A 25,959-nucleotide genomic window follows, 5' to 3' on the forward strand; every position below is an offset into this window, starting at 1 on the left:
AAGGGCCGGTACGACCGTGACCACCACCCATGAGTTCTGGCTGGCCGGCCGCCGGGCGAGCGGCGACGCGGACTTCGAGGTCCGCCACCCGCACGACGGCAGCCTGGTGGCCAAGGTCAGCGTGCCGACCGACGCGCAGGTGGAGGAGGCCGTGGCGGCCGCCGCCGCCGCGGTCCCGGTGTTCGCCGCGACCCCGGCGCACGTGCGCGCCGCCGCGCTGGACCACGTGTCCAAGCGGCTGGCCGAGCGGACCGAGGAGATCGCCCGCCTGATCACCGCCGAGAACGGCAAGCCGATCAAGTGGGCCCGCGGCGAGGTCGGCCGCGCGGTGTCGGTGTTCCGCTGGGCGGCCGAGGAGGCCCGCCGGACCAACGGCGAGACCATGCGGCTGGACACCGACCCGGGCGGCACCGGCCGGTACGCGATCGTGCGCCGCTTCCCGCGCGGTGTGGTGCTGGGCATCGCGCCGTTCAACTTCCCGCTGAACCTGGTCGCGCACAAGGTCGCCCCGGCGATCGCGGTGGGTGCCCCGATCATCCTGAAGCCGGCCCCGGCCACCCCGGTGTCCGCGCTGGTCCTCGGCGAGATCCTGGCCGAGACCGAGCTGCCGGTCGGTTCCTGGAGCGTGCTGCCGGTGCCGAACGAGAAGATGCCGGCGCTGGTGCAGGACAAGCGCCTGCCGGTCATCTCGTTCACCGGTTCCGACAAGGTCGGCTACCAGATCATGGACTCGGTGCCGCGCAAGCACGTCACCCTGGAGCTCGGCGGCAACGCCGCCGCGGTGGTCCTCGCCGACTGGAACTCCGAGGCGGACCTGGACTGGGCGGCCACCCGGATCGCCACCTTCGCCAACTACCAGGGCGGCCAGTCCTGCATCTCGGTGCAGCGCGTGATCGCCGACGCGAGCGTGTACGACGCGCTGGTGGAGAAGGTCGTCGCCAAGGTGCAGGCGCAGGTCACCGGTGACCCGAACGATGACGCGACCGACGTCGGCCCGCTGGTGGACGAGAACGCCGCCAAGCGTGTCGAGGCGTGGGTGGAGGACGCCGTCGCCAAGGGCGCCAAGGTCCTCACCGGCGGTACCCGCGAGGGTGCCGCGTACGCCCCGACCGTGGTCGCCGAGCTGCCCGCGGACGCCATCCTGGCCACCGCCGAGGTGTTCGGCCCGGTGCTGTCGCTGCACCGGGTGGACTCCACCGACGAGGCGTTCGCCGCGGTCAACGACTCCGCGTTCGGCCTGCAGGCCGGCGTGTTCACCCACGACGTGCAGACCGCCTTCCGGGCGCACCGGGAGCTGGAGGTCGGCGGCGTGGTGATCGGCGACGCGCCGTCCTACCGCGCGGACCAGATGCCGTACGGCGGTGTGAAGGACTCCGGCGTGGGCCGCGAGGGCGTCAAGTACGCGATGGACGACTTCACCTACGAGCGCGTCCTGGTGCTCACCGGCCTGGACCTCTGAGCACCCCGAAGCAGGCTGAAGGCCCGTCACCGACCGTCGGTGGCGGGCCTTTGCCATGGTTCGACGGCCATGGGTCGGCAGCCGTGGTTTGACAGCCTCCGGGGCCGGGCGTAGTCCGGAAAGGGAGGAAGGGAGGCCGGTCATGCTCGGAGATCTCATCGGCGAGGAACAGGGCCGAACGACGGTGCAGCGCGTGGTGTCCGGTGCGCACGGACTGCCGCCGACGGTGGAGACCTCGTTCGTGGCGAGCGGCACGCTGCTCGGGGTCGCCGTCAACGACATGGGGACGTACAGCGGACGGTTGCGGGCCGACGGCACCCTGGAGGGCGTCGGTCAGGGCGTCCTGATGAGCCCGACGGGCGCGCACGCGACCTGGAAGGGGCAGGGGGTCGGCAGGTTCACGGAGACCGGCGGCACCAGTTGGCGCGGCTCGATCGTCTACGAGAGCGACTCCGCCGAGTTCGCGGGGCTCCGGGGCGTCGCCGGGGTGTTCGAGTGGGAGGTCGACGAAGCCGGGAAGTCGTCCGGAAAGCTCTGGGCCTGGAAGTAGCCCGGCGAAGGACGCGCTGGCGAACGACACCTCGGCGAACGACACCTCGGCGAAGGACGCCTCGTCGGCACGCCACAATAGGGGGCATGAACTCGCTCGCCCACCCGCAGCTGCGCTTCACCCCGACCGTCAAGGACCCGGACGGACCCCGGGAGCTGATCCTCCTCGGCTCCACCGGTTCGATCGGCACGCAGGCCATCGACGTGGTGCTGCGCAACCCCGACCGCTTCCGGGTGGTCGGCCTGTCGGCCGCGGGCGGCCGGGTCGAACTGCTCGCCGAGCAGGCGCTGACCCTCGGCGTGCACACCGTCGCGGTGGCCGACGAGGCCGCGGTGCCGGCCCTGCGCGCGGCGCTGGCCGCCAAGGCGGCCGGCCGGGCGCTGCCGGAGATCCTGGCCGGTCCGGACGCCGCCACCGAGCTGGCGGCGATGGAGTGCCACTCGGTGCTCAACGGCATCACCGGGTCGATCGGCCTGCGCCCCACCCTGGCCGCCCTGCGGGCCGGCCGGGTGCTGGTGCTGGCCAACAAGGAGTCACTGATCGTCGGCGGCCCGCTGGTGAAGGCACTGGCCCGGCCGGGCCAGATCGTGCCGGTGGACTCCGAGCACACCGCGATCTTCCAGGCGCTGGCCGGCGGCAGCCGGGCCGAGGTGCGCAAGCTGGTGGTCACCGCGAGCGGCGGTCCGTTCCGCGGCCGCAGCCGCGAGGAGCTGGCCGCGGTCACCCCGGCGGACGCGCTGGCCCACCCGACCTGGGCGATGGGCCCGGTCATCACGATCAACTCGGCCACCCTGGTCAACAAGGGCCTGGAGGTGATCGAGGCGCACCTGCTGTACGACGTGCCGTTCGACCGGATCGAGGTCGTGGTCCATCCGCAGTCGATCGTCCACTCGATGGTGGAGTTCACCGACGGCTCGACGCTGGCGCAGGCCAGCCCGCCGGACATGCGGATGCCGATCTCGCTGGGTCTCGGCTGGCCGGACCGGGTCGCCGACGCGGCCCCGGGCTGCGACTGGACCAAGGCCGCGACCTGGGAGTTCTTCCCGCTCGACAACGAGGCCTTCCCGGCCGTGGAGCTGGCCCGCGAGGTCGGCCGGCTCGGCGGCACCGCCCCGGCCGTGTTCAACGCCGCCAATGAGGAATGTGTGGACGCATTCCTGAAGGGCGCGCTTCCCTTCACCGGAATCGTGGACACTGTGGCGAAGGTGGTCGCCGAACACGGCACGCCGGCCGAGGGAACTTCGCTCACCGTCGAGGACGTACTCCACGCGGAGACCTGGGCGCGCGCCCGGGCCCGCGAGCTGGCGGCGGGCTGAGAGCGGACGGACCGAGCGGGACGGCGGAGGAGAAACGGTGGAGCAGTTGATGTGGGTGCTCGGCATCCTGATCTTCGTGGTCGGGTTGCTGTTCTCGATCGCCTGGCACGAGCTGGGGCATCTCTCCACCGCCAAGCTCTTCGGCATCCGGGTCCCGCAGTACATGGTCGGTTTCGGGAGGACCATCTGGTCGACCCGGCGCGGGGAGACCGAGTACGGGCTGAAGGCGGTCCCGCTCGGCGGCTACATCCGGATGATCGGGATGTTCCCGCCGGGTGCGGACGGCCGGATAACCAAGCGCTCCAGCTCGCCCTGGCGCACCATGATCGAGGACGCCCGCGAGGCCTCGTACGAGGAGCTCCAGGAGGGCGACGACACCCGGCTCTTCTACACCCGCAAGCCGTGGAAGCGGGTCATCGTGATGTTCGCGGGCCCGTTCATGAACCTGATCCTGTCGATCGGGCTGTTCCTCACCCTGTTCATGGGCATCGGCATCCAGACCGCGGTGCCCACGGTGAAGGAGGTCAGCCAGTGCGTGGTGAAGGTCGGCGAGCCGACCGACAGCTGCAAGGCCGACGCCACCCCGACGCCCGCCAACCTGGCCGGCCTGCGCGCAGGTGACAAGGTACTGAGCTTCGACGGGACGAAGATCGACACCTACCCGCAGCTGCAGGACCTGATCCGGCACTCGGCCGGGAAGTCGGTGCCGATCGTCATCGACCGCAAGGGCGAGCAGCAGACCCTGAACGCCGCCATCATCACCAACACCCTGGCCGCCCTGGACAAGGACGGGAACCCGATCAAGGGCAAGACCGACGACGTCGGCTTCCTCGGCATCACCCCGGCCAACGGCGTGCGCCACCTGAGCCTGTCCCAGAGCGCCGACCAGATGGCCGGCATGGCCCGCACCGGCGTCTCCTCGCTGGTCGCCCTGCCCGGCAAGATCCCCGGCCTGTGGCACGCCGTGGTGGACGGCACCCCGCGCTCCACCGACTCCCCGATCGGCATGGTCGGCGCGGCCCGGCTCGGCGGCGACGTCTTCTCGATGAACCTGCCGCTCACCCAGAAGCTCGCCATGTCGGTCAACCTGCTGGCCGGCATCAACCTGGCGCTGTTCCTGTTCAACATGCTGCCGCTGCTGCCGCTGGACGGCGGGCACATCGCCGGGGCGCTGTGGGAGTCGGTGCGCCGCACCTTCGCCCGGCTCTTCCGCCGCCCCGACCCGGGCCCGTTCGACGTGGCCCGGCTGATGCCGCTGGCGTACGTGGTGGCCGCGGTCTTCGTCGCCTTCACCGGCCTGGTGATGGTCGCCGACGTGGTCAACCCGGTGCGGATCAACTGAGGGTCCGGCCGGGGCTCGCCGGGCCGGGCGAATGTGCCCGGCCCCCGGGGCGTGGCGTACCGTTGGACGCCGGGCGCGCCTGATTACGACGCGCCCGGCCCGGCCAGGTTCCACCGGCCGGCTCACCGACCTCACCCAGGGGAACCCTGCGCACATGTCCGCGATCTCGCTCGGTATTCCGTCCCTGCCGCTCAAGCCGCTCGCCAAGCGGCGGTACTCGCGTCAGATCATGGTCGGCAACGTCCCGGTCGGCGGCGACGCCCCGATCTCGGTCCAGTCGATGACCACCACGCTGACCTCCGACGTCAACGCCACCCTGCAGCAGATCGCCCAGCTGACCGCCTCGGGCTGCCAGATCGTCCGGGTCGCCGTTCCGTCGCAGGACGACGCCGACGCGCTTCCGATCATCGCCAAGAAGTCGCAGATCCCGGTGATCGCCGACATCCACTTCCAGCCGAAGTACGTGTTCGCCGCGATCGACGCCGGCTGTGCGGCCGTCCGGGTGAACCCGGGCAACATCAAGGCCTTCGACGACAAGGTCGGCGAGATCGCCAAGGCCGCCAAGGACGCCGGCGTGCCGATCCGGATCGGCGTCAACGCCGGCTCGCTCGACAAGCGCCTGCTGGAGAAGTACGGCCGGGCCACCCCCGAGGCGCTGGTGGAGTCTGCGCTCTGGGAGTGCTCGCTGTTCGAGGAGCACGACTTCCGCGACATCAAGATCTCGGTCAAGCACAACGACCCGGTCGTGATGATCAACGCGTACCGCCAGCTGGCCGCCGCCTGCGACTACCCGCTGCACCTGGGCGTCACCGAGGCCGGCCCGGCCTTCCAGGGCACCATCAAGTCGGCGGTCGCCTTCGGCGCCCTGCTCGCCGAGGGCATCGGCGACACCATCCGGGTCTCGCTTTCTGCCCCGCCGGCCGAGGAGATCAAGGTCGGCAACCAGATCCTGGAGTCGCTGGGCCTGCGTCAGCGCGGCCTGGAGATCGTCTCCTGCCCGTCCTGCGGCCGCGCCCAGGTCGACGTCTACAAGCTCGCCGAGGAGGTCACCGCCGGCCTGGAGGGCATGGAGGTGCCGCTGCGGGTCGCGGTCATGGGCTGCGTCGTCAACGGCCCGGGCGAGGCCCGCGAGGCCGACCTCGGCGTCGCCTCCGGCAACGGCAAGGGCCAGATCTTCGTCAAGGGCGAGGTGATCAAGACCGTGCCCGAGTCGAAGATCGTCGAGACCCTGATCGAGGAGGCCCTCAAGCTGGCCGAGCAGATGCAGGAGGAGGGTGTCGAGTCCGGCGCCCCCGTCGTCGTGGCGGCCGAGTGACGGCCTGACGTCAGGCGGGGCCGTCCGTCCACGGACGGCCCCGCAGTCTTGCCTGCGGCCGAATGGGGAGTAGGGTCCTGCGGCAGGAGTGAACCAGAGAGGTACGCCCGTGCTCGACCGAGGTGTGATGCTCCCCGGCCCCTTCCAGGTCGCCCGGGCCCTGTCCGCGACCAGGATCCTGGACGCCCCCGATCTCGACGACGCCCTGGAGATCCTCCACCGCGACCCCGTCGCCAACGCCTTCGTGGCCACCCGGGTGGAGGCCGTCGGCCTCGACCCCTGGCGGCTCGGCGGCGAGATGTGGGGCTGGCACGACGAGGACGGCCGACTGGAGTCGCTCTGCTACGCCGGCGCCAACCTGGTCCCGGTCAACGCCGGGCCTCAGGCCGTCCGGGCCTTCGCCGAGCGGGCCAAGCGCCAGGGCCGCCGCTGCTCCTCGATCGTCGGCCCGGCCGAGTCCACCGCCGCCCTGTGGGCGCTGCTGGAGCGCAGCTGGGGACCGGCCCGTGAGGTCCGCGCCCACCAGCCGCTGATGGCCACCGCCACCCGCGCCACCGGGGTCGAGCCCGACCCGCTGGTGCGGCGGGTGCTCCGGAACGAGGTCGAGGCGGTGATGCCGGCCTGCGTCGCGATGTTCACCGAGGAGGTCGGGATCTCCCCGCTGGCCGGCGACGGTGGCCTGCTGTACCAGGCCCGGGTGGCCGAACTGGTCGCCGCCGGAAGGTCGTTCGCCCGATTCGGCGAGGACGGCGAGGTGGTGTTCAAGGCCGAGATCGGCGCGGTCACCGCCGGGGCCTGCCAGGTCCAGGGCGTGTGGGTCGCCCCCGAGTTCCGCGGCCGGGGCCTGTCCGAGACCGGGATGGCCGCCGTCCTCGACTTCGCGCTGACCGACGTGGCCCCCGTGGTGTCGCTCTACGTCAACGACTTCAACGTCCGCGCCCGCGCCGCGTACCACCGGGTCGGCTTCCGCGAGGTGGGCGCCTTCATGAGCGTCCTGTTCTGACGGCGCCCGGCACCGCCGCGGTGCTCAGCGCGGTTCGTTGAGCGGCAGCGGGGCGCCCATCACCGCGTACGGGCGCACGGTGTTGGGGAAGCGCACCGCGCGGGCCAGGTCCTGGTAGCCGAGCGCGCGGTACAGCCGCCGGGCCGGGGTCTCGGCGTCGATCGCCGACAGGATCGAGCGGGGCCGGCCGGAGCGCTCGCACAGGGTGCGGATCAGCGAGCTGCCGATGCCGCGGCCCTGGTAGTCGGGCAGCACGTGCAGCTCGGTGACGGCGAAGACGTCGTCCAGCCAGTGGTCGTTGCCGCGGGCCGCCAGGTACGGCTCGATCACCGTGCTCCACCAGTGGTCGCGCCGGTTGGGCATCCCGTAGCCGAAGCCGACCAGCCGGCCCTCGGCGAGCGCGCCCAGCGCGATCACCCCCGGCTGCAGCGCGTGGCGACCGACGATCGGCAGCCGGATCGCCACCTCCTCCGGCAGCAGCCCGAAGGCGACCGCCTGGACCTCCAGGACCGCCGGCGCGCACGCCGCCAGGTCGATGGACTCGATCGTCACCTCGGTGAGCTGCTCCATGACCGGGACGTTACTACTTGGACGCGCCGCCCGACGATCACTCCGGGAGGTCGGCCGCACCCGCCCGCCGTCACAGCCAGCCGGCGAACTCCAGGCAGAGTTCGCCGGTGCCGCGGTCGCCCGCGGCGAGGGCCGCGAGGCCGGCGTCCACGCTGCGCAGCAGCGTCCAGCCGCGCACCCGGTCGCCGTCGAGGTCGACGGCGTCGGCAAGGCGGGCGAGGCGGCGGCGGACGGCGGCCCGGGGGCCGGGGGAGCCGGCCAGGGTGTCCACCCGGTCCCGGACCAGCCGGGCCAGGTCGAAGGCGCGCTCGCCGACCAGCGGGCGGGGACTGATGGCCAGCCACGGCGCGCGGTCGGCGGCCAGCACGTTGCCGTGGTGGAAGTCGCCGTGCAGCAGCTGGGCCGGTCCGCCGCCGCCGTCGGCGAGCAGGGCAGCGGCGGTCTCCAGCGCCTCGTCGACCAGCGGGACGGCGTCCGGGGCGAGCGTCCGACGGTCGAGGATCCGCTCGGTGCGCAGGGCGACCCGGTCGGCGAGGGTGGCGAAGGGGTGGCCCTCGGCGGGGTCCACCCACAGCCGCCGGAGCAGCCCGGAGGCCTCCAGCATCGCCTTGTCCTCGGCCAGCGAGCGCAGCGGGATGTCGCCGTGCAGCCGCTCCAGCAGCAGGACCCCGGCGGCCGGGTCGGCGTTGAGCAGCAGCGCGGCGCCGCGGCCGGCCCACTGGCGCAGCGCGGCGTGCTCCTGCTCGGTCTCCGGGGTGCGGACACCGACCTTCAGGACGGCGGGGGAGAGGTCGTCCTCGCGGTGGACGTAGCCGATCAGGCTGACCCGGCCGCCCGGCTCGGCGATCCGCTCCAGGGTGAGGCCCCAGCGGCGCAGGTGCTCGGTGAAGCGCTCGGGCAGGGCGTCCAGCCAGGCCAGTCCGGGCTCGCCCGCTTCCGCGCGGACGGTCTCGGTCAGCCGCTCGGGGATGGTGATCTGCCCAGGTTGTGCCGACATGCTGGCCTTTCGGTCGGTCCGTCCCCCCGAGGTGCTGCCGCCATTGTCGGACATCGGGCGAAGCGCGCTGGTCAGGCGCTCGGCGACGCGCTCTGCGACACCCCCGGGGAGGTGCCGTCGGTGGACGGGAGGCCCGGCAGCGCGGGCAGGTCGGCGCCCCAGTGGACGGCGCGCAGCGCGGTCTCCCGCAGGGCGGCGGCCGCCTCGGCGCGCAGCGGGCCGGTGGCGGCGGCGACCAGGTCGGCGTAGACGGCGGTCAGCTGGGTCTCGATGTGGGCGGCCAGCTGGCCGGCGGTGGCGGCGTCCTTCACCTGGAAGGGCAGCTGGTAGCCGGGCGCGGCGGCGGCGGGCGAGGTGCCGGCGGCGGCGAGCATCCGCTGCCAGGCGTCCCGCCGGGCCTGGTGGGCGGCGTACGAGGTGCGGCCGTCCTCGCGCTGCGGGCCCGCGGCCAGGAACGCGCCGACCACGCCGTAGCCGTACACGGCCGCGTGCTCGGCGCCCAGCGCAGCCTGCAGGGCCGCCGCGCCGGCCGAGGGGTACGGCGAGGGCTTGGCGCTCTCGGGGGTGGCGGCGCCGCCCGAGCCGGCCGGGGTGCCGGTGCCGGTGCCGGTGCCCGAGGCGGAGGCGGACGGGGACGCGGAGGGCGCGGCGGCCGGGGTGAGCGGCGCGGTGTCGCCGAGCGCGGCGGCGTGGGCCGCGTCGGACGCGGAGACCGAGGCCAGCAGCCGGGCCAGCGCGGGGGAGGCGGCGTCCAGGTCGGCCAGCCGGGCAACGGCGGTCTGCCGCTCGGCCGCGGCCAGCGCGGCGACGCTTGCGGCGGGGGCCGTCGTGCCGGCCGCCGGGGACGCGGACGGCGGGTTCGAGGGCAGGCCCTCGGCGAGGGCGTCGCGGTGCTGGGCGACATCGTCGCGCAGGTCGTTCAGGGTGTCGGCCTGGGCCGCCCCCGGCCCGGCGATGACGGCGTCGTACGAGGCGAGCAGCGCGTCGGTGGCGGCCACCGCCCGGACGCGGACCGCCCGGTCGGTGTCCTCGGCCTGCTTGCGCTCGGCCTCGTGCTCGTCGGTGCAGCCGCTGAGCAGCTGGACGCCGGTGAGCGCGCCGAGAGCCAGGAAGGTCCGCCTGGTGGGGGACGGCATGGACACGCTCCCTGGTGCTCGTGGGGGACCCTGTGTCCCCGGTGTGATGAACCATGACCGGACCCTCACGGCTCCGGAGCAACGATGGAGGTTATCCGCCGCCTGTGACCTTGCTCGCAGCGGGGGTGGCCCGACCGGGGGCCCCGACCGGCCGGAATCGGCGGTTCCGGGGTTGACCGGATAGGCTTCGCCATGAGTTAGCACCTTCTGACAACAGCAGACGCGGCCGAGGAGTCACCCGGATGAGCACCACCCCCACCGACCGGCTGCGCGCGCTGCTTGAGCCGCTCGCCGCCGAGGCCGGGTTGGACCTGGAAGAGGTCAAGGTCACCCAGGCCGGCAGCCGCCGCCAGGTGCAGATCGACGTGGACGCCGACGGCGGCGTCGACCTCGACACCATCGCCGAGTTCTCCCGCGCGGTCGGGCAGGCCCTGGACGACTCCGACCTGATGGGCAGCGCCGCGTACCTGCTGGAGGTCGGCTCCCCGGGCGCCGAGCGCCCGCTGACCGAGCCCCGCCACTGGCGCCGGGCGACCGGCCGGCTGGCCGCGGTCAAGCTGGTCGACGGCGGTGAGCTCACCGCGCGGATCCTGGAGAGCGACGAGGACGGCGCCCTGGTCGAGGTGCAGCCGGTGAAGGGCCGCGGCCGTCCGAAGGAGCGCCGCCTGGAGTTCGCCGAGGTCGCCAGGGCCCGCGTGCAGGTGGAGTTCAACCGCAAGGACGAGGAGCTGCTCGATGCCGCCCCGGACTTCGAAGGTGCGGACAACGACGTAGAGGAAGAGGAGGCGTAGCCGTGGACATCGACATGAGCGCCCTGCGTGGGCTGGTTACCGAGAAGGGCGTTCCGTTCGACCTGCTGGTCGAGTCGATCGAGTCGGCGCTCCTCATCGCGTACCACCGCACCGAGGGCTCGCGCCGGCGCGCGCGGGTCGAACTGAACCGCAAGAGCGGCCACGTGACGGTGTGGGCGCTGGAGGACGCGGCCGAGCTGGACGAGGGCGTGGAGCCCAAGGAGTTCGACGACACCCCGAGCGGGTTCGGCCGGATCGCCGCGTCCACCGCCAAGCAGGTGATCCTGCAGCGGCTGCGTGACGCGGCCGACGACCAGACCTTCGGCGAGTACGCCGGCAAGGAGGGCGACATCGTCACCGGTGTCGTCCAGCAGGGCAACGACCCGAAGAACATCCTGGTCGACATCGGCAAGCTGGAGGCCATCCTGCCGCCGCAGGAGCAGGTCCCCGGCGAGGAGTACAAGCACGGCACCCGGCTGAAGTGCTACGTGGTCGGCGTGCGCCGCGGCGTGCGCGGCCCGTCGGTGACGCTGTCGCGCACCCACCCGAACCTGGTGAAGCGCCTGTTCGCGCTGGAGGTGCCGGAGATCGCGGACGGCTCGGTGGAGATCGCCTCGATCGCCCGCGAGGCCGGCCACCGCACCAAGATCGCGGTCTGGTCGCGCAAGCCCGGCCTGAACGCCAAGGGCGCCTGCATCGGCCCGAACGGCATGCGGGTGCGCACCGTGATGTCGGAGCTGCACGGCGAGAAGATCGACATCGTCGACTGGTCGGAGGACCCGGCGGACATGGTCGCCGCCGCGCTGTCCCCCGCCCGGGTGACGAAGGTGGAGATCGTCGACTACGCCCAGCGCTCCGCGCGGGTGATCGTGCCCGACTACCAGCTGTCGCTGGCGATCGGCAAGGAGGGCCAGAACGCCCGCCTGGCGGCCCGCCTCACCGGCTGGCGGATCGACATCCGCCCGGACACCGAGGTGCCCGTCGGGGAATCCCAGGACCAGTAGTCGGCGTTGTAGATGTCCTCCGGCGATCGCGTGCGCGATCAACCGGGCGGCAGCATGACCCTTCGGAGGGGTAGACTTGAGCGTGTCTGGCCGGACGCATGTCCGCGCATGCCCTGAACGCACCTGCGTGGGCTGCCGCAAGCGCGCGGCCAAGCACGAGCTGTTGCGTGTCGCGGCGGTCGAGGACGCATGCGTCCCAGACCCCCGCGGCACACTGCCGGGCCGGGGTGCACATCTGCACCCCGACCCGAGCTGCCTCGATCTCGCGGTACGCCGACGGGCGTTCCCCCGGGCCTTCCGGCTCCAGGGAGCACTCGACACCGCCGTGCTGCGGACCTTCGTCGAGGAGAGGGCCGGCCTCACGTCCACGCCCTGAGTGACGCAGCACCGCAGCACGCACCAGCGCACGGCATCGGCACGCCGTGCGACATGTCAGGTACCTCGCGAGATGGAAGTAGGTCGAGATTGCGATGAGCACTCGATGAGTACGCGATGAGTACGCCCATGAAGTAGCGACAGTCCGGCGGACGATTACCCCGGACTCATAGACAGGAGTGAAGTGGCTAAGGTCCGGGTTTACGAACTCGCCAAGGAGCTTGGCTTGGAGAGCAAGGCCGTCATGGCCAAGCTCACCGAGCTCGGTGAGTTCGTGCGTTCGGCGTCCTCGACGATCGAGGCGCCGGTCGTGCGCAAGTTGACTGACGCTTTGGGAGCGACGCCGCCGTCCGGTGGCGCGTCCGCCAAGCCTGGCCCGCGGAAGCCCGCGGCGCCCAGCCCCGCCGCCTCCGGCGGGGCCGCACCCAAGCCGGGTGCGCCCACCCCCGGCCCGCGTCCGAGTGTGACGCCGGGCCCCCGTCCCACCACCACCCCGGCCGCCGGTCCCGCCGGTTCGGCCGCCAAGCCCGGTGCGCCGACCCCCGGTCCGCGTCCGGCTGCCCGCCCGGCTGCGCCGGCCGCCCCCGCGGCGCCCGCTGCCGAGTTCTCCTCGCCGGCTCCGGCCGCCGAGGCGCCGAGCCGTCCGGCCGCCGCGCCGCGTCCGGCTGCGGCGAACCCCGCGGCCCGTCCGGGCCCGCGTCCGGCCGGTCCCCGTCCGGGCAACAACCCCTTCACCTCCAGCGGTGCCTCCGGCATGGCCCGTCCCGGCGCCCCGCGTCCGGGTGGCCCGGCCGCCGGTGAGCGCGGTCCGCGTCCGGGTGGCGCCCCGCGTCCGGGTGCTCCGGGTGCCGGCGAGCGCGGTCCGCGTCCCGGTGCCGGCGAGCGCGGCCCGCGTCCGGGCGGTGCCCCGGGTGCCGGTGGCGAGCGCGGTCCCCGTCCCGGTGGCGCTCCGCGTCCGGGTGGCGCTCCGCGTCCCGACGGTCCCCGTCCGGGTGCCGGTGCCCCGCGTCCCGACGGTCTGCCGCGTCCGGCCGGCCCGCGTCCGGGTGGGCCGAGCCCGTCCGGCATGCCCCGTCCGAACCCCGGCATGATGCCGCAGCGTCCGGCCGGTCCCGGCCCGCGTCCGGGCCCGCGTCCGGGTGGCCCCGGTGCGCGTCCGGGTGCTCCGGGCGGTGCCCGTCCCGGCTTCCAGGGCCGTCCGGCCGGTCCGGGCTCGCGTCCGGCCGGTGGCGGCTTCGGCGGCCCCCGTCCGGGTGGCGGCGCCGGTGGCGGCGGCGGCTTCGGTGGCGGCGGTGCCCGTCCCGGTGGCTTCGGCGGTCGTCCCGGTGGCCCGGGTGCCCGTGGTGGCACGCAGGGTGCCTTCGGCCGTGGCCCCGGTGGCCGTCCGGCCCGTGGTCGCAAGTCGAAGCGGGCGAAGCGCCAGGAGTACGAGGCCATGCAGGCCCCGTCCGTCGGCGGTGTGATGCTGCCCCGCGGCAACGGCCAGACGGTCCGCCTGTCGCGTGGTGCCTCCCTGACGGACTTCGCCGAGAAGATCAACGCCAACCCGGCTGCGCTCGTCTCGGTCATGTTCAACCTCGGTGAGATGGTCACCGCCACCCAGTCGGTCTCCGACGCGACCCTCGAGCTGCTGGCCGGCGAGATGGGCTTCGTCCTGGAGATCGTCAGCCGGGAGGACGAGGACCGCGAGCTGCTCGAGTCCTTCGACATCGACTTCGGTGCCGACGAGGGCGACGAGGAGATGCTGGCGCCGCGTCCGCCGGTCGTGACCGTCATGGGTCACGTCGACCACGGTAAGACCCGCCTGCTGGACGCCATCCGCAAGACCAACGTGGTGGCCGGCGAGGCCGGTGGCATCACCCAGCACATCGGTGCCTACCAGGTGGTCACCGAGGTGAACGGCGAGCAGCGTCCGATCACCTTCCTCGACACCCCGGGTCACGAGGCGTTCTCCGCCATGCGTGCCCGTGGTGCCAAGTCCACCGACATCGCGATCCTGGTGGTCGCGGCCAACGACGGTGTCATGCCGCAGACGATCGAGGCGCTGAACCACGCCAAGGCCGCCGGTGTGCCGATCGTGGTCGCCGTCAACAAGATCGACGTCGAGGGCGCCGACCCGACCAAGGTCCGCGGTCAGCTGACCGAGTTCGGCCTGGTGGCCGAGGAGTACGGCGGCGACACCATGTTCGTCGACATCTCCGCGCGCCAGGGTCTGAACATCGACTCGCTGCTGGAGGCCGTGGTCCTGACCGCGGACGCCTCGCTCGACCTGCGGGCCAACCCGGAGCAGGACGCGCAGGGCATCGCGATCGAGGCCCACCTCGACAAGGGCCGCGGCGCCATGGCGACCCTGCTGGTCCAGCGCGGTACCCTCCGCGTCGGTGACTCGGTCGTCGTCGGTGACGCCTACGGCCGCGTCCGCGCCATGCTGGACGAGAACGGCAACAGCCTCGCCGAGGCCGGCCCGTCCCGTCCGGTCCTGCTGCTCGGTCTGACCTCGGTGCCCCGCGCCGGCGACAGCTTCATCGTCGTCGACGAGGACCGCACCGCCCGCCAGATCGCCGAGAAGCGCGCCGCCCGCGACCGCAACGCGTCCTTCGCGCAGCGCCGCGTGCGGGTCTCGCTCGAGGGTCTGGAGGCCGCCCTGGCCGCCGGCTCCATCGAGAAGCTCAACCTCATCATCAAGGGTGACGTCTCCGGTTCCGTCGAAGCCCTCGAGGACGCCCTCGTCAAGCTCGACGTGGGCGAGGAGGTCGAGCTCCGGATCCTGCACCGCGGTGTGGGTGCCATCACCGAGTCCGACGTGGACCTGGCGATGGGTTCGGACGCCATCATCATCGGCTTCAACGTGCGCGCCGAGGGGCGTGCCCGTACCGCGGCCGAGCGCGAGGGCGTCGACATCCGGTACTACTCGGTCATCTACCAGGCGATCGAGGAGATCGAGGCCGCGCTCAAGGGCCTGCTCAAGCCGGAGTACGAGGAGGTGCGCCTCGGCGCCGCGGAGATCCGCGAGGTCTTCCGCTCCTCCAAGTTCGGCAACATCGCGGGTGTCATCGTCCGCGAGGGCCTGCTGCGCCGCAACGCCAAGGCCCGCCTGCTGCGCGACGGCAAGGTCGTGGCGGAGAACCTCTCGATCGAGGGTCTGCGCCGCTTCAAGGACGACGCGACCGAGGTCCGCGAGGGCTTCGAGGCCGGTGTCACGCTCGGTTCGTTCAACGACATCAAGGTCGAGGACGTCATCGAGACCTACGAGATGCGCGAGAAGCCGCGCGCATAAGTGAGTGGCTGACGGGGCCGGTCGGCGGGGTTTTTATCCCGTCGACCGGCCCCGGTCTCGCTGTTAGGGTCCCAGTGCTGGGAATCCTTCGAGGCCTTCAGGTCGGCGAGACCTGCCCTTCATGTTCGTAGGAACACTCACGTTCGACCTGCTCCTCGGCGACGTCCACTCGCTCAAGGAGAAGCGTTCGATCGTGCGGCCCATCGTGGCCGAACTGCAGCGCAAGTACAGCGTCAGCGCCGCAGAGACCGGAAACCAGGATCTGCACCGCAGGGCCGAGATCGGCTGTGCGGTGGTGGCCGGCGACGCCGGCTACGTCACCGAGATCCTGGACAGTTGTGAGCGGCTCGTCGCCGGCCGCCCCGAGGTGATGCTGCTCTCCGCACGGAGGCGCTACCACCACGACGACGATGACTGAGCGCGGGTGCGGGAGTCACCACTCTCACACCCGCCAAGGACCGAGAGCGCCCACAAGGCTGGGCGCGGGCGGGTACGTTGGGGGATGGGCCCCACCGGGAGAGGTCATGACCCGGGTACCGCGCTCACTGCACGAGGAGGCAACGTGACCGACACCGCAAGGGCGCGCAAGCTCGCCGACCGGATCCAGGTGGTCGTGGCGGAGACCCTGCAACGCCGGATCAAGGACCCGCGACTGGGCTACGTGACCATCACCGACGCCCGGGTCACCGGGGACCTGCGCGAGGCCACCGTCTTCTACACCGTCTACGGCGACGAGGCCGAGCGGCAGGCCAGCGCGGTCGCGCTGGAGAGCGCCAAGGGCATCCTGCGCTCCGAGGTCGGCAAGCAGACCGGGGTGCGGTTCACCCCGACCCTGACCTTCGTCGCCGACGCGCTGCCCGACAACGCGAAGAACATCGACGACCTGCTCGACCGGGCGCGGCTCTCCGACGCCGCCGTCCGTACCGCCGCCGCGGGCGCCACGTACGCCGGCGACGCCGACCCGTACAAGTCGCCCGCCGAGCGCGACGCGGACGAGGACGAGTAGCCATGGCCGGCGAGCCGGTCCCGTCCGGCACGTCGAGGGCGGTCTCCACGGTCGACGTGGAGGCCGCCCTCGCGGTGCTTCCGGGGCCTCGCACTGAGTCATCGGTCGGTTTCGAGGCGGCATGGCAGGGCGCGCTCGCGGCGATCGCCGCAGCCGGCGAGATCGACCTGATCTGCCACATCACCCCGGACGGGGACGCGCTCGGCTCCGCGCTCGCGGCCGGCCTGGCGCTGCGCTCGCTCGGCCACCGGGTGCGGGTGTCCTTCGGCGACGACCCGCAGATCATCCCGGAGTCGCTCTCCTTCCTGCCGGGCCAGGACCTGATCGTCCCGGCCGACGCGGTGCCCGACCGGCCCGAGCTGGTGCTCTGCTTCGACGTGGCCGCCGAGAGCCGGCTCGGCCTGCTGCACGACAAGGCCTTCGCCGCGCGCACCCTGGTCGTCTTCGACCACCACGCGTCCAACCCCGGCTTCGGCACCCACCGGCTGATCGATCCGGGCGCCCCGGCGACCGCCGTCCTGGTCGACGAGCTGCTGCGCCGGCTCGGCGTCGAGCTCGACCAGGACCTCGCCACCTGCCTCTACACCGGCGTCGCCACCGACACCGGCTCCTTCAAGTACGCCGCCACCACCCCGGCCACCCACGAGCTGGCCGGCCGGCTGCTGGCCACCGGCATCCGCCAGGACCTGATCTCCCGCCAGCTCTGGGACACCTCCTCCTTCGGCTACCTCAAGGTGCTGGCCGGCGCCCTGGAGCGGGCCGTCTTCGAGCCCGAGGAGGCCGACGGCCGCGGCCTGGTGTGGACCTGGGTCCCGTACCAGGACCTGGTGCTCTTCGGCGTCACCGTCGAGGAGATCGAGGGCCTGATCGACGTGCTGCGCCGCCCCGCCGAGGCGGAGGTCGCGCTGGTGCTCAAGCAGGACCCGGACGGCACCCTGCGCGGCTCCTGCCGCTCCAAGGGCACCATCGACGTCGCGGCCGCCTGCGCCCGACTCGGCGGCGGCGGGCACGTGTACGCGGCGGGGTTCTCCTCGCGCGAGGACGTGCCCACCGTCCTGGACCGCTTCCGGGCCGCGCTCGGCTCCGCCGACTGACCGCCTGCGGGACCGCTCGGGCGGGACGGCCCACCTGACACAGCTCCGCCATCCGACGGAGTCCGACAGAGAAAGTACCCATGAAGCGCAAGGGCACCGGGCCGGACGGCCTGGTCATCGTGGACAAACCGGAAGGCATCACCTCGCACGGAGTGGTCGCCAAGCTGCGGTGGCTGGCCGGGACGCGGAAGGTCGGCCACGCCGGCACCCTCGACCCGATGGCCACCGGCGTGCTGGTGATCGGCGTCGAGCGGGCCACCCGGCTGCTCGGCCACCTGATGCTCACCGCCAAGACCTACGAGGCGACCATCCGGCTCGGCCAGACCACGATCACCGACGACCGGGAGGGCGAGGTCACCGCCTCCGCCGCCGCCGACGGCGTCACCCGGGAGGCGATCGACGCCGGGATCGCCGCACTGACCGGCGAGATCATGCAGGTGCCGTCCAAGGTCAGCGCCATCAAGATCGACGGCAAGCGCTCGTACGCCCGGGTGCGCGAGGGCGAGGACTTCGAACTCGCCGCCCGGCCCACCACCGTGCACGCCTTCACCGTGCACGCGCAGCGCGCGGCGGTCGCCGAGGACGGCACCCCGGTGATCGACCTCGACGTGACCGTGGAGTGCTCCTCCGGCACCTACATCCGGGCGCTCGCCCGCGACCTGGGCGAGGCGCTCGGGGTCGGCGGCCACCTCACCGCGCTGCGGCGCACCCGGGTCGGCCCGTACACCGTCGAGTCGGCGCGGACGCTGGAGCAGCTGGAGGAGAAGCTGGAGGTGCTGCCGATCGCGGACGCGGCCGCCGCCGCCTTCCCGCGCTGGGACATCGACGCCGAGTCGGCCCGGCTGCTCTCCAACGGCATGCGGCTGAAGGCCCCCGGGCTCGGGGTCGACGGACCGATCGCGGTCTTCGACCCGGACGGCCGCTTCCTCGCCCTGGTGGAGGAGAAGGGCGGCACCGCCAAGCCGGTCGCCGTCTTCGTCGGGCAGCCGTAGGGTCCGTCGCGCGGCCGGAGGAGGGTCACGGCGCCGACAGGTCGAGGCGCCAGTCGTTGCTGCGCAGGTGGCGGCCGCTGCCGGCCGGGTACTCGAAGTCGCACGGGCCCCGGAGGGTGAAGCCGAGGCGGCGGCAGAGCGCGTTGGACGGGTCGTTGTCGACCGACGGGAACGCGTGCAGGTGGCGGTGGCGGCCGTCGGCGCGGACGGCCTCGACCAGGGCCGCCCCGGCCGCCGCCGCCACGCCCCGGCCCTGGTAGGGCGGCAGCACGTTCCAGCCGGTCTCGTAGACCGTCCGGCCCTGCCAGTCGCGGACGTGGAAGCAGATCGAACCCGCCCGCTCACCGTCCAGCAGGACCGCGAACATGGTGCCGAGGCCGCGCCCCGGCATGGCCAGGTAGCGGTGGTGCCGGGCGAGCAGCCGCTCCTCGTCCTCCGGGCCGCCGACGTGCGCCCGCATCTGCGGCGTGTTGATCCGCCGCAGCAGGTCGAGGCAGTCGTCCGTCCAGGGTTCGAGGCTCACCGTCATGGCGGGAAGGGTGGCAGGCGAACCCCTCCGGGTCCACCGGTTTTCGGACACCCGGAGGGCGTCACCGGGACGCCGGGCGGGCGCCCTGGGCCGATCTTCACCCGGGCGAGGGAGCGCGCGGAGTGAACCGGTGGGGTGAACGGGGCGCGTGAGGTGCCAATGCGGCTGGTGGGGGCAAGTCTCCCGGCGGTGAGTACGGCGGCCGCGGCCTCCCCGCCGCGCGGCGGGCCCGTCCGGCCCGGCGGGAGGACGGCGTGGATGAGCGACGAGGTGATCGCGGCGGACCCGGCGGCGGCGCTGCTGCGGATCCGCGACCTGCACGGGCGGCTGTACGGACTCGGCTTCCTCGCCGACCGGCAGGGCACCGTGGTCACCGCCCACGAGACGGTGGCCGGACTGCCCCGGGTGGTGCTCAACACCCCCGGCGGCCAGGCCAGGGTGCTCGGACCCGACTCCATCGACCTGCTGCCCGACCGCGGACTCGCCCTGCTGCGCACCGAAGCCGTCGGCGGCCTGCCCGGACCCGCCCTGCCGATCGCCGCCGACGCGGGCGGACGGCTGATCGCCGTACCGCACCAGCGCTGGGAGGACGGCGAGCCGGTCCTGGTCCAGGGCGGGGTGCTCGGCCGAGAGACCGTCAGGTACCCGCACGGCGAGGCGTTCCACCTGGTCGAGGGCGCCCTGCTGCTCGACGTGGCCGGTACGCCGGTGGCCGGCGCCCCCGTGCTCGACGCCGAGACCGGCGCGGTGATCGGGGTGGTCGCGCCCCGGCTGCGCGGCGGGCCCGAGGGCGTGGTGCGGGCCGCGGCCATCGGCGGCCCGGCGGGCGGTACTGCTGCGGCCGGTGCCGGTGCCGGTGCGGGCGGTGCCGCTGCGATGGGGGACGGCCGCACCACCGACGTCCTGGCCGCGCTGCTCGCCCGGAACGCGGCCGAGGTGCCCGCCTTCGGACGAGCCCTCAACCTCGGCGGCGTCCTGCGGATCGCCACCGCCCAGCTCGCCGCCGCCACCGCCGGGCCCGGGCGGATCGCCGACCTCGCCGCCGACCGGGTCGACCGGGACGACGGCATCAGCGGGGAGGAACCCCAGCACCCGCTCACCGTCCTGCTCGGCGCCGCCGGCAGCGGACGGACCACCGAACTGGCCGCCCTGGCCGTCCGCCGGGCGGGCGCCGCCCACCCGCTGCCCACCCTGTGGCTGCGCGGCGCCGACCTCGCCCCCGGCGACCGCTCCCTCGCCGACACCGTCGACCGGGCCCTGGCCCGCGCCGCCGGGACGCTCGGCGTACCGGCGCCCCGGGCCGACGCCGTCGCCGCGCTCTGCGAGAGCGCCGGACGGCCGCTGCTGGTCGTCCTGGACGCACCGGAGGAGGCCCCGCTCGCCCTCGGCGGGAGCTGGCTGGGCGCAGGCACCCGATGGCTGGGACGGAGCGGGGCGCGGCTGCTGGTCGCCTGCCGCCCCGACGGCTGGGAGCAGCTCGGCGGCTGGCACGGCGACGCCCGGCTGCTCTGGCTCGGACCGCTCCCGCCGGAGGCCGCCGTCCGCGCCTCCCGGCGGTACGGGCTCCCCGAGCAGTACCTGGACGCGCGGGCGGCCGGACACCCGCTCACGGTCCGGCTCGGCGGCGAACTCCACGCGGCGGGCGTCCACGGGCCGCTGCCGGGGAAGGGCGACGCCTTCGCGGGATGGCTGGATCTGGCCTGTCTGCGGGTCGCCCGCCGGGTCGCGGCGGCCGGCACCGCCCGGCGGCACGGCGCCCACCGGCGCGGCGCACCGCCCCCGGCGGCGGAGGACGCCCGGCAGGTCCGGCGCCTCGCGGCGGTCGCTGCCGGGCGACTGCACGAGGCCGCCCGGCTGATGCTCGGCGCCGGGCACGGGGCGCTCGGCGCAGCGGAGTTCGCGCAGCTGTTCCCGGTGGCCGGGGGGTGGGCGCGGGCGGTGCTGGAGGAGCGGGTGCTGGTCGCCGCGGGCGAGGGCTACCGGCCCGGCCACGAGGAGTGGGGGGAATGGCTGGAGGCGCAGCACCTGGACCTGGACGCGGCGCTGCGGCTGCTCCTGGCGGAGCCCGGTGCGGACGGTGCGGACGGTGCCGACGCGGGTGACGGGCGGGTGGTGCAGCCGGTCCGCGTCGTGCGGGAGGGGGCGTCGGCGGCGGGACCGGGTGGGGGGCAGGAGGACGGCGGGGCCGGGGACGGCGTGCGGTCGCGCGGGCCGGTCGCTGCGGGGGAGGTCGCGACCGTTCAGGCAGTACAACCGGTCCAGGTGGTCCGGGCCGTGCGGGACGGCGAGTCGACGGAAGGACCGGACGGGGCCGCGCACGGCGTGGGACGCGGGCGGGTGGGGGTCGTGGTGGCGGCGCTCGGGCGGGTGGGGGAGGTGCGCGGCGCGCCCGCACTGGACGTGTGGCTGCACCGGATCCGGCTGGCGCTGGACCGGGCCGAGCCCGGCGGGGACGTGGACTGGTGGGCGGGCCGGCTGCTGGTCGCCGGGGTCGCGGGCAGTCCCGAGCCGGCTGCGCACCACGCGCTGCTCGTCCTGCTGGCCGAGCGGGCCGGTGCCGACCCGCGGTTCGGTCCGGCCTTCTGGGCGGCGCTTCCGCTCACCCCGGCCGAGCGGCTGGACCTGCTGCGCCGGCTGGTCCCGGCCGACCCGGCGTTCCGGACCGCGGCCGCCGAGCTGCTGACTGCCGACCCGGGCGCCGCCGTACCGCTGCTGTGCCGCTGGTTCGACGACACCGACCCGGCGGTGGCCGACCTCGCCGAGGAGCTGCTGCTCGCCCATCGGGCGCTCGCGCTGGACGAGTTGACGGAGGCGCTGGTGGCGGCCGGGCACCCGCGGGCGGACGGGCTGCTGGCCCGGCTCGCCGAGCAGGAGCCCTCGACCCTGTGCCGCGCGGTCGACCGCTGGAGCCACGATCCCCGGCCCGAGCGGCACGTCGCCGCCGCGGTGCTCGCGCTGCGCACCGCCCCGTACGCCTCCGACTCGGGCCGGGGGCTGCTCCGGCACGCGGCCCGGACCCTGCTCGCCCGGGAGGACGAACCGGCGCTGCACGGCGCCGCGTTGGCGCTGCTGGTGGGCGATCCGCAGAGCCGGGCCGGGTACCTGTCGGCCGCGCTGGCGGCCCACCGGGCGGGCGACCCGTTCCTGACGCCGGAGGTCCTGGCTGCCGCGGCGGCGGACCATCCGCAGGAGGTGCTGGACGCGCTGCGCGCCCGGCTGACCACCTCGACATCGGCGTCGGCACCGGGGACGGCACCGGAGTCGGCGGAGTCGGTGGGGCAGGTGCTGCGGGTGCTGGCCGGGGCGGCGGAGCCGCAGGTGGCGGGCGGCTGCGCCCGGCTCGCCGCCGAGCTACTGCGCGAACGGCCGGAGCTGGCACCGCAGATCGCCGGCTGCCTGGACCGGCTGCTGGCCGCCGGCCACGACGCCCGGCCGCTGCTGGCGGACGTGCTGACCGCGGCGCCGGAGGTCCGCAGCCCGTTCGCCGCGGTGCTGGCCGCCCCCAGCGAGGAGCCGCAGCCGGCCGGCACCGAGGCCGCGGTCGCGGTGGTGGGTGCGGTCGCGGGCCGGGCCCGGCTGCTGGACACCCTGCTGGCCGCCGAGCGCGACCCCGAGGTGCTCACCGCCGTCCTGGAGGCGCTCGCCGACGGTCACGCCGGTCACGCCCCGGTCCGCCTGTGCGAGCTGCTGCGGCGGATCGCGGCGCGCTGGTCCGGTGCGGACGAGGCGCTGGTCCGCTGCGCGGGCCGGGTGGCCGGATTCGCCCGGCTGCTCGCCGACTGGCCCGAGGCGGGCCCGCCGCTGCCGGACGGTCCCGCGCTGGCCCGGATGCGCGCGCTGGCCGGGGAGGGCCGCGACCCGCAGTACGCCGCGGCGGAGGCGGAGCGTCGGGCCCGTCACACCGAGACGGTTCCGGTGCCTGGACAGGGGCGGGCGCATGGCACGCTATAGGGGTTCAGGTTTGGATGTTCGAGTGCACCGCATGTGCACGGCATAGAACGAGGAGCGGTCAGGGTGCAGCGCTGGCGTGGCCTGGAGGAGATCCCCGGGGACTGGGGGCGCAGCGTCGTCACCATCGGATCGTTCGACGGAGTGCACCGCGGTCACCAGCTGATCATCAGCCGGGTGGTGGGACGCGCCCGGGAGCTGGGGGCGAAGTCCGTGGTGGTCACCTTCGACCCGCACCCGAGCGAGGTCGTCCGGCCGGGCAGCCACCCGGCCCTGCTGGCGCCGCAGCCGCGCCGCGCCGAGCTGATCGAGGCGCTGGGGGTGGACGCGGTGCTGGTGCTCCCGTTCACGGCCGAGTTCTCCAAGGAGTCGCCGGAGTTCTTCGTCCGCTCGGTGCTGGTGGACGCGCTGCGCGCCCGGCATGTGATCGAGGGGCCGAACTTCCGCTTCGGGCACCGCGCGGCGGGCAACGTGGCGCTGCTCGCGGAGCTCGGCCGGGCGGACGACTTCGAGGTCGAGGTGGTCGACCTCCAGGTGCGCGGCGCGGCGGGCGACGGCGAGCCGTTCTCGTCCAGCCTGTGCCGCCGACTGGTTTCGGAGGGGGACATGACGGGCGTGGCGGAGATCCTCGGGCGGCCGCACCGGGTCGAGGGCGTCGTGGTGCGGGGAGCCCAGCGCGGGCGCGAACTCGGCTACCCGACGGCGAACGTGGACACCGTGCCGCACAGCGCCATCCCGGCGGACGGGGTGTACGCGGGCTGGCTGACCGCCGACGGCGAGCGGATGCCCGCCGCCATCTCGGTCGGCACCAACCCGACCTTCGACGGCACCGCCCGGACGGTGGAGGCCTACGCGATCGACCGCATCGGGCTCGACCTGTACGGGTTGCACGTGTCGGTCGACTTCCTCGCGTACCTGCGCGGGATGGAGAAGTTCGACTCGATCGAGGCGCTGCTGGACCGCATGGCGGACGACGTCAAGCGGGCGCGGGAGCTGACCGAGACGGTCTGACGAAACGACGAGGGGCGCGGGGTGCCGCGCGCCCGGCCGTGCACTCACCGAGTGCGGTGGTCGGTCGCGCGGCGCCCCGCGCCCCTGTCGGTGGGCGTCTCAGTGCTGCGGCGGCGGGTAGCCGTACCCCGGCGGCGGAGGCTGCTGGCCGTCCTGCTGCGGCGGGTAGCCGTATCCGGGCGGCGGGGCCTGCCCCGGGTAGGGCTGCTGCGGCGGGTACTGCTGGCCGCCCTGCGGGCCCCACGGGGCGCCGGGCTGGCCCGGGTAGCCGCCCTGCTGCGGGTAGCCCTGCTGGGGGTACTGCTGCTGCGGGGCCTGCTGGGGCTGCTGCTGCTGCCAGCCGCCCTGCTGCGGGTATCCGCCCTGCTGCCCCTGCCAGCCGGCCGACTGCTGGGCCCGGGCGATGTCCTCGCCGACCAGCGCGGCCAGCTCGAAGTACGCCTCGCGGACCTTCGGCCGCATCATGGCGAGGTTGACCTCGGCGCCGGCGGCCAGGCTCTCGTCGAACGGCACCACCACGACGCCGCGGCAGCGGGTCTGGAAGTGCGCCACGATGTCGTCGACCTTGATCATCTTGCTGGTCTCGCGGACACCCGAGACCACCGTGATGGAGCGCTGCACCAGGTCGGCGTAGCCGTGCGCGGACAGCCAGTCCAGCGTGGTGGACGCCGAGCTGGCGCCGTCCACGCTGGGGGTGGCGACCACGATCAGCTGGTCGGCGAGGTCGAGCACCCCGCGCATCGCGCTGTACAGCAGGCCGGTGCCGGAGTCGGTCAGGATGATCGGGTAGTGCTGGCCGAGCACCTGGATGACCTGGCGGTAGTCCGAGTCGTCGAAGGTGGTGGAGACCGCCGGGTCCACGTCGTTGGCGACGATCTCCAGGCCCGAGTGCGGGTCCTGCGAGGTGAACTGACGGATGTCCATGTAGCTGCGCAGGTGCGGGATGGCCGTCACCAGGTCGCGGATGGTCGCGCCGGTCTGGCGCTTGATCCGGCGGCCGAGGGTGCCGGCGTCCGGGTTGGCGTCGATCGCGACGACCTTGTCCTGGCGCTCGCTGGCCAGCGTGGCACCGAGCGAGGTGGTGGTCGTGGTCTTGCCGACACCGCCCTTGAGGCTGATCACCGCGATCCGGTAGCAGGTCATCACCGGCTGGCGGATCAGTTCCAGCTTGCGCGCCCGGTCGGCCTGCGCCCCCTTGCTGCCGAACTGGAAGCGCGGGCTCTGCCGCTGCGCCTTCGGCTGGCCGCGCAGCAGCCGGTCCGAGGAGAGCTCGACCGCGGCGGTGTAGCCGAGCGCCGCGCCGTGCGCGGTCTGCGGCGGGGCGGCCTGCTGGAACGCGGCCGGCGCCTGCGGGGGACCGGCCTGCTGGCCGTACGGGTTGTGCTGCGGCCAGCCGCCCTGGCGCGGGTCGGCGACCGGCGGCGGACCCTGGTGCGGCTGCGGACCGGGGTGCTGCGGCTGCGGGTGCGCGGGCTGCTGCTGGTGCGGCGGCTGCGGGCCCCAGGGCTGGCCGGGCTGCGGCTGCGGCGGGTACGGCTGCGGTGCGACCGGCTGCTGCTGCACGGGCGGCTGCTGGACCTGCTGGACCTGGGGGGCGACGGGCTGCTGCTGGACCGGCGGCTGCGGCGCGGCCTGCTCGGCGGGCGGCCAGGTCTGCGGCGGCACCTGCTGCTGCTCGGGAGCGGGAACGGACGGCGCCTGCTGGGCCACCGCGGGGGCCTCCGGCTGCGGCTGCGGGACGGCCTGCGGCACGGTCGGCGGGACGGCCTGCGGCTGGGCCTGCTGCGGCTGGGCGGGCGGCGCCGCGGCCCCACCCGCGGCCTGGACCTGCTCGGCGGGCTGGACCTGCTCCGGGGCCGGGACGTGCTGCTCGACGGCCGGGGCCTGCGGCTGGGCCTGCTGCGGCTGCTGCGGCTGCTGGGGCTGCTGGGGCTGCGGCGCGGCGGTCTCGGCGGCGGGAGCGACCGGAGCGACCTGCGGCTGGGCCTGCTGCGGTGCCTGCTGCTGGGGTGTGGCCTGCTGCGGTACCGGCGCCGCCGGCTGGCCGGCCGCGCCGACGGACCCGCCGGCCTGCGGCGGCTCCGCGCTCTGCGTGTACCAGGACGGGGGCGTGTAGTCAGGGGCGTCGGACCAGTCGTCGTCGTCCTCTGCCGCGTTGTCGCCGACGTAGACGCCGTCCCGATCGCTGCTCACTTGGGGCTCCCTCGTATTCGCCGCCGCTGTTCGCGGTGCCGTCGGGCATCA

At 74.2% G+C, this 25,959-nt stretch carries 21 protein-coding genes; 16 read left to right on the forward strand and 5 right to left on the reverse strand.

Features of this window, described 5'->3' with window-relative positions; genetic code table 11:
• The first annotated feature begins 16 nt into the window (after positions 1–16).
• From FHR36_RS17090 to FHR36_RS17115, 6 genes are all read left to right on the forward strand, one after another.
• Positions 17–1,459 (forward strand): aldehyde dehydrogenase family protein, encoded by a 1,443-nt coding sequence (locus tag FHR36_RS17090; protein ID WP_253798075.1) that lies wholly within the window; start codon positions 17–19, stop codon positions 1,457–1,459.
• A gap of 142 nt (positions 1,460–1,601) precedes the next feature.
• Positions 1,602–2,009, forward strand: coding sequence for a hypothetical protein (locus FHR36_RS17095; protein WP_253798077.1), 408 nt, complete (start codon positions 1,602–1,604; stop codon positions 2,007–2,009).
• Between the two features lie 86 nt (positions 2,010–2,095).
• On the forward strand, positions 2,096–3,325 hold the full coding sequence (gene dxr, locus FHR36_RS17100) for a 1-deoxy-D-xylulose-5-phosphate reductoisomerase (protein WP_253798080.1): 1,230 nt from the start codon (positions 2,096–2,098) through the stop codon (positions 3,323–3,325).
• A 37-nt stretch (positions 3,326–3,362) separates the two neighbouring features.
• Positions 3,363–4,667: a M50 family metallopeptidase gene (locus FHR36_RS17105; protein WP_253798081.1), complete on the forward strand. Its 1,305-nt coding sequence runs from the start codon at positions 3,363–3,365 to the stop codon at positions 4,665–4,667.
• A gap of 154 nt (positions 4,668–4,821) precedes the next feature.
• Entirely contained in the window at positions 4,822–5,982 is a 1,161-nt protein-coding gene (ispG, locus tag FHR36_RS17110) for a flavodoxin-dependent (E)-4-hydroxy-3-methylbut-2-enyl-diphosphate synthase (protein WP_253798083.1), read from the forward strand.
• A 127-nt stretch (positions 5,983–6,109) separates the two neighbouring features.
• Complete coding sequence (locus tag FHR36_RS17115) at positions 6,110–6,985, forward strand: GNAT family N-acetyltransferase (RefSeq protein WP_253799356.1); 876 nt, start codon at positions 6,110–6,112, stop codon at positions 6,983–6,985.
• A 24-nt stretch (positions 6,986–7,009) separates the two neighbouring features.
• On the opposite strand, the gene FHR36_RS17120 is transcribed toward FHR36_RS17115, so the two are convergent.
• The 3 genes from FHR36_RS17120 to FHR36_RS17130 all read right to left on the reverse strand — a co-directional run bounded on the left by FHR36_RS17120 (position 7,010) and on the right by FHR36_RS17130 (position 9,688).
• Positions 7,010–7,555, reverse strand: coding sequence for a GNAT family N-acetyltransferase (locus FHR36_RS17120; protein WP_253798085.1), 546 nt, complete (start codon positions 7,553–7,555; stop codon positions 7,010–7,012).
• 70 nt (positions 7,556–7,625) lie between these two features.
• A complete protein-coding gene (locus tag FHR36_RS17125) occupies positions 7,626–8,552 on the reverse strand; it encodes an aminoglycoside phosphotransferase family protein (protein ID WP_253798087.1) in 927 nt (308 codons plus the stop codon).
• 71 nt (positions 8,553–8,623) lie between these two features.
• Positions 8,624–9,688 (reverse strand): ferritin-like domain-containing protein, encoded by a 1,065-nt coding sequence (locus FHR36_RS17130; RefSeq protein WP_253798089.1) that lies wholly within the window; start codon positions 9,686–9,688, stop codon positions 8,624–8,626.
• A gap of 242 nt (positions 9,689–9,930) precedes the next feature.
• Between FHR36_RS17130 and rimP the strand changes: the two genes are divergently transcribed.
• From rimP to truB, 8 genes are all read left to right on the forward strand, one after another.
• Entirely contained in the window at positions 9,931–10,479 is a 549-nt protein-coding gene (rimP, locus tag FHR36_RS17135) for a ribosome maturation factor RimP (RefSeq protein WP_253798090.1), read from the forward strand.
• A gap of 2 nt (positions 10,480–10,481) precedes the next feature.
• On the forward strand, positions 10,482–11,483 hold the full coding sequence (gene nusA, locus FHR36_RS17140; protein WP_253798092.1) for a transcription termination factor NusA: 1,002 nt from the start codon (positions 10,482–10,484) through the stop codon (positions 11,481–11,483).
• An 82-nt stretch (positions 11,484–11,565) separates the two neighbouring features.
• Complete coding sequence (locus FHR36_RS17145; protein WP_253799359.1) at positions 11,566–11,859, forward strand: YlxR family protein; 294 nt, start codon at positions 11,566–11,568, stop codon at positions 11,857–11,859.
• A gap of 183 nt (positions 11,860–12,042) precedes the next feature.
• Positions 12,043–15,135, forward strand: a complete 3,093-nt coding sequence (gene infB, locus FHR36_RS17150) for a translation initiation factor IF-2 (protein ID WP_308199399.1) — start codon at positions 12,043–12,045, stop codon at positions 15,133–15,135.
• A 121-nt stretch (positions 15,136–15,256) separates the two neighbouring features.
• Positions 15,257–15,553 carry a DUF503 domain-containing protein gene (locus FHR36_RS17155; protein ID WP_253798094.1) on the forward strand — a complete coding sequence of 99 codons (297 nt, stop codon included), beginning with the start codon at positions 15,257–15,259 and terminating at the stop codon, positions 15,551–15,553.
• Between the two features lie 144 nt (positions 15,554–15,697).
• Positions 15,698–16,141 (forward strand): 30S ribosome-binding factor RbfA, encoded by a 444-nt coding sequence (gene rbfA, locus FHR36_RS17160; protein WP_253798095.1) that lies wholly within the window; start codon positions 15,698–15,700, stop codon positions 16,139–16,141.
• 2 nt (positions 16,142–16,143) lie between these two features.
• A complete protein-coding gene (locus FHR36_RS17165) occupies positions 16,144–17,235 on the forward strand; it encodes a DHH family phosphoesterase (RefSeq protein WP_253798097.1) in 1,092 nt (363 codons plus the stop codon).
• 80 nt (positions 17,236–17,315) lie between these two features.
• Positions 17,316–18,227, forward strand: coding sequence for a tRNA pseudouridine(55) synthase TruB (gene truB / locus FHR36_RS17170; RefSeq protein ID WP_253798099.1), 912 nt, complete (start codon positions 17,316–17,318; stop codon positions 18,225–18,227).
• Positions 18,228–18,252: 25 nt separating this feature from the next.
• Here the strand turns inward: truB and FHR36_RS17175 are convergent, their stop codons facing one another.
• Entirely contained in the window at positions 18,253–18,756 is a 504-nt protein-coding gene (locus tag FHR36_RS17175; RefSeq protein ID WP_253798101.1) for a GNAT family N-acetyltransferase, read from the reverse strand.
• A 258-nt stretch (positions 18,757–19,014) separates the two neighbouring features.
• Here FHR36_RS17175 and FHR36_RS17180 point away from each other — a divergent pair, with 258 nt between their 5' ends.
• Together FHR36_RS17180 and FHR36_RS17185 are read left to right on the forward strand one after the other, a co-directional pair.
• Entirely contained in the window at positions 19,015–22,707 is a 3,693-nt protein-coding gene (locus FHR36_RS17180) for a hypothetical protein (RefSeq protein WP_253798103.1), read from the forward strand.
• 63 nt (positions 22,708–22,770) lie between these two features.
• Complete coding sequence (locus tag FHR36_RS17185) at positions 22,771–23,715, forward strand: bifunctional riboflavin kinase/FAD synthetase (RefSeq protein WP_253798105.1); 945 nt, start codon at positions 22,771–22,773, stop codon at positions 23,713–23,715.
• Between the two features lie 99 nt (positions 23,716–23,814).
• Here the strand turns inward: FHR36_RS17185 and FHR36_RS17190 are convergent, their stop codons facing one another.
• Positions 23,815–25,908: a nucleotide-binding protein gene (locus FHR36_RS17190; protein ID WP_253798107.1), complete on the reverse strand. Its 2,094-nt coding sequence runs from the start codon at positions 25,906–25,908 to the stop codon at positions 23,815–23,817.
• Positions 25,909–25,959 lie beyond the last annotated feature (51 nt).

The sequence above is a fragment of the Kitasatospora cinereorecta genome (genome assembly GCF_024172095.1).
GTDB classification, from domain to species: Bacteria; Actinomycetota; Actinomycetes; order Streptomycetales; family Streptomycetaceae; genus Kitasatospora; species Kitasatospora cinereorecta.

What these genes read in the sequence shown, in the direction of transcription:
- FHR36_RS17095 (WP_253798077.1), top strand. Translation starts at nt 1,602, where the DNA reads ATGCTCGGAGATCTCATCGGCGAGGAACAGGGCCGAACGACGGTGCAG.
- dxr (WP_253798080.1), top strand. Translation starts at nt 2,096, where the DNA reads ATGAACTCGCTCGCCCACCCGCAGCTGCGCTTCACCCCGACCGTCAAG.
- ispG (WP_253798083.1), top strand. Translation starts at nt 4,822, where the DNA reads ATGTCCGCGATCTCGCTCGGTATTCCGTCCCTGCCGCTCAAGCCGCTC.
- FHR36_RS17115 (WP_253799356.1), top strand. Translation starts at nt 6,110, where the DNA reads ATGCTCCCCGGCCCCTTCCAGGTCGCCCGGGCCCTGTCCGCGACCAGG.
- FHR36_RS17120 (WP_253798085.1), bottom strand. Translation starts at nt 7,555, where the DNA reads ATGGAGCAGCTCACCGAGGTGACGATCGAGTCCATCGACCTGGCGGCG.
- FHR36_RS17125 (WP_253798087.1), bottom strand. Translation starts at nt 8,552, where the DNA reads ATGTCGGCACAACCTGGGCAGATCACCATCCCCGAGCGGCTGACCGAG.
- FHR36_RS17130 (WP_253798089.1), bottom strand. Translation starts at nt 9,688, where the DNA reads ATGCCGTCCCCCACCAGGCGGACCTTCCTGGCTCTCGGCGCGCTCACC.
- rimP (WP_253798090.1), top strand. Translation starts at nt 9,931, where the DNA reads ATGAGCACCACCCCCACCGACCGGCTGCGCGCGCTGCTTGAGCCGCTC.
- FHR36_RS17155 (WP_253798094.1), top strand. Translation starts at nt 15,257, where the DNA reads ATGTTCGTAGGAACACTCACGTTCGACCTGCTCCTCGGCGACGTCCAC.
- FHR36_RS17165 (WP_253798097.1), top strand. Translation starts at nt 16,144, where the DNA reads ATGGCCGGCGAGCCGGTCCCGTCCGGCACGTCGAGGGCGGTCTCCACG.
- truB (WP_253798099.1), top strand. Translation starts at nt 17,316, where the DNA reads ATGAAGCGCAAGGGCACCGGGCCGGACGGCCTGGTCATCGTGGACAAA.
- FHR36_RS17175 (WP_253798101.1), bottom strand. Translation starts at nt 18,756, where the DNA reads ATGACGGTGAGCCTCGAACCCTGGACGGACGACTGCCTCGACCTGCTG.
- FHR36_RS17180 (WP_253798103.1), top strand. Translation starts at nt 19,015, where the DNA reads ATGAGCGACGAGGTGATCGCGGCGGACCCGGCGGCGGCGCTGCTGCGG.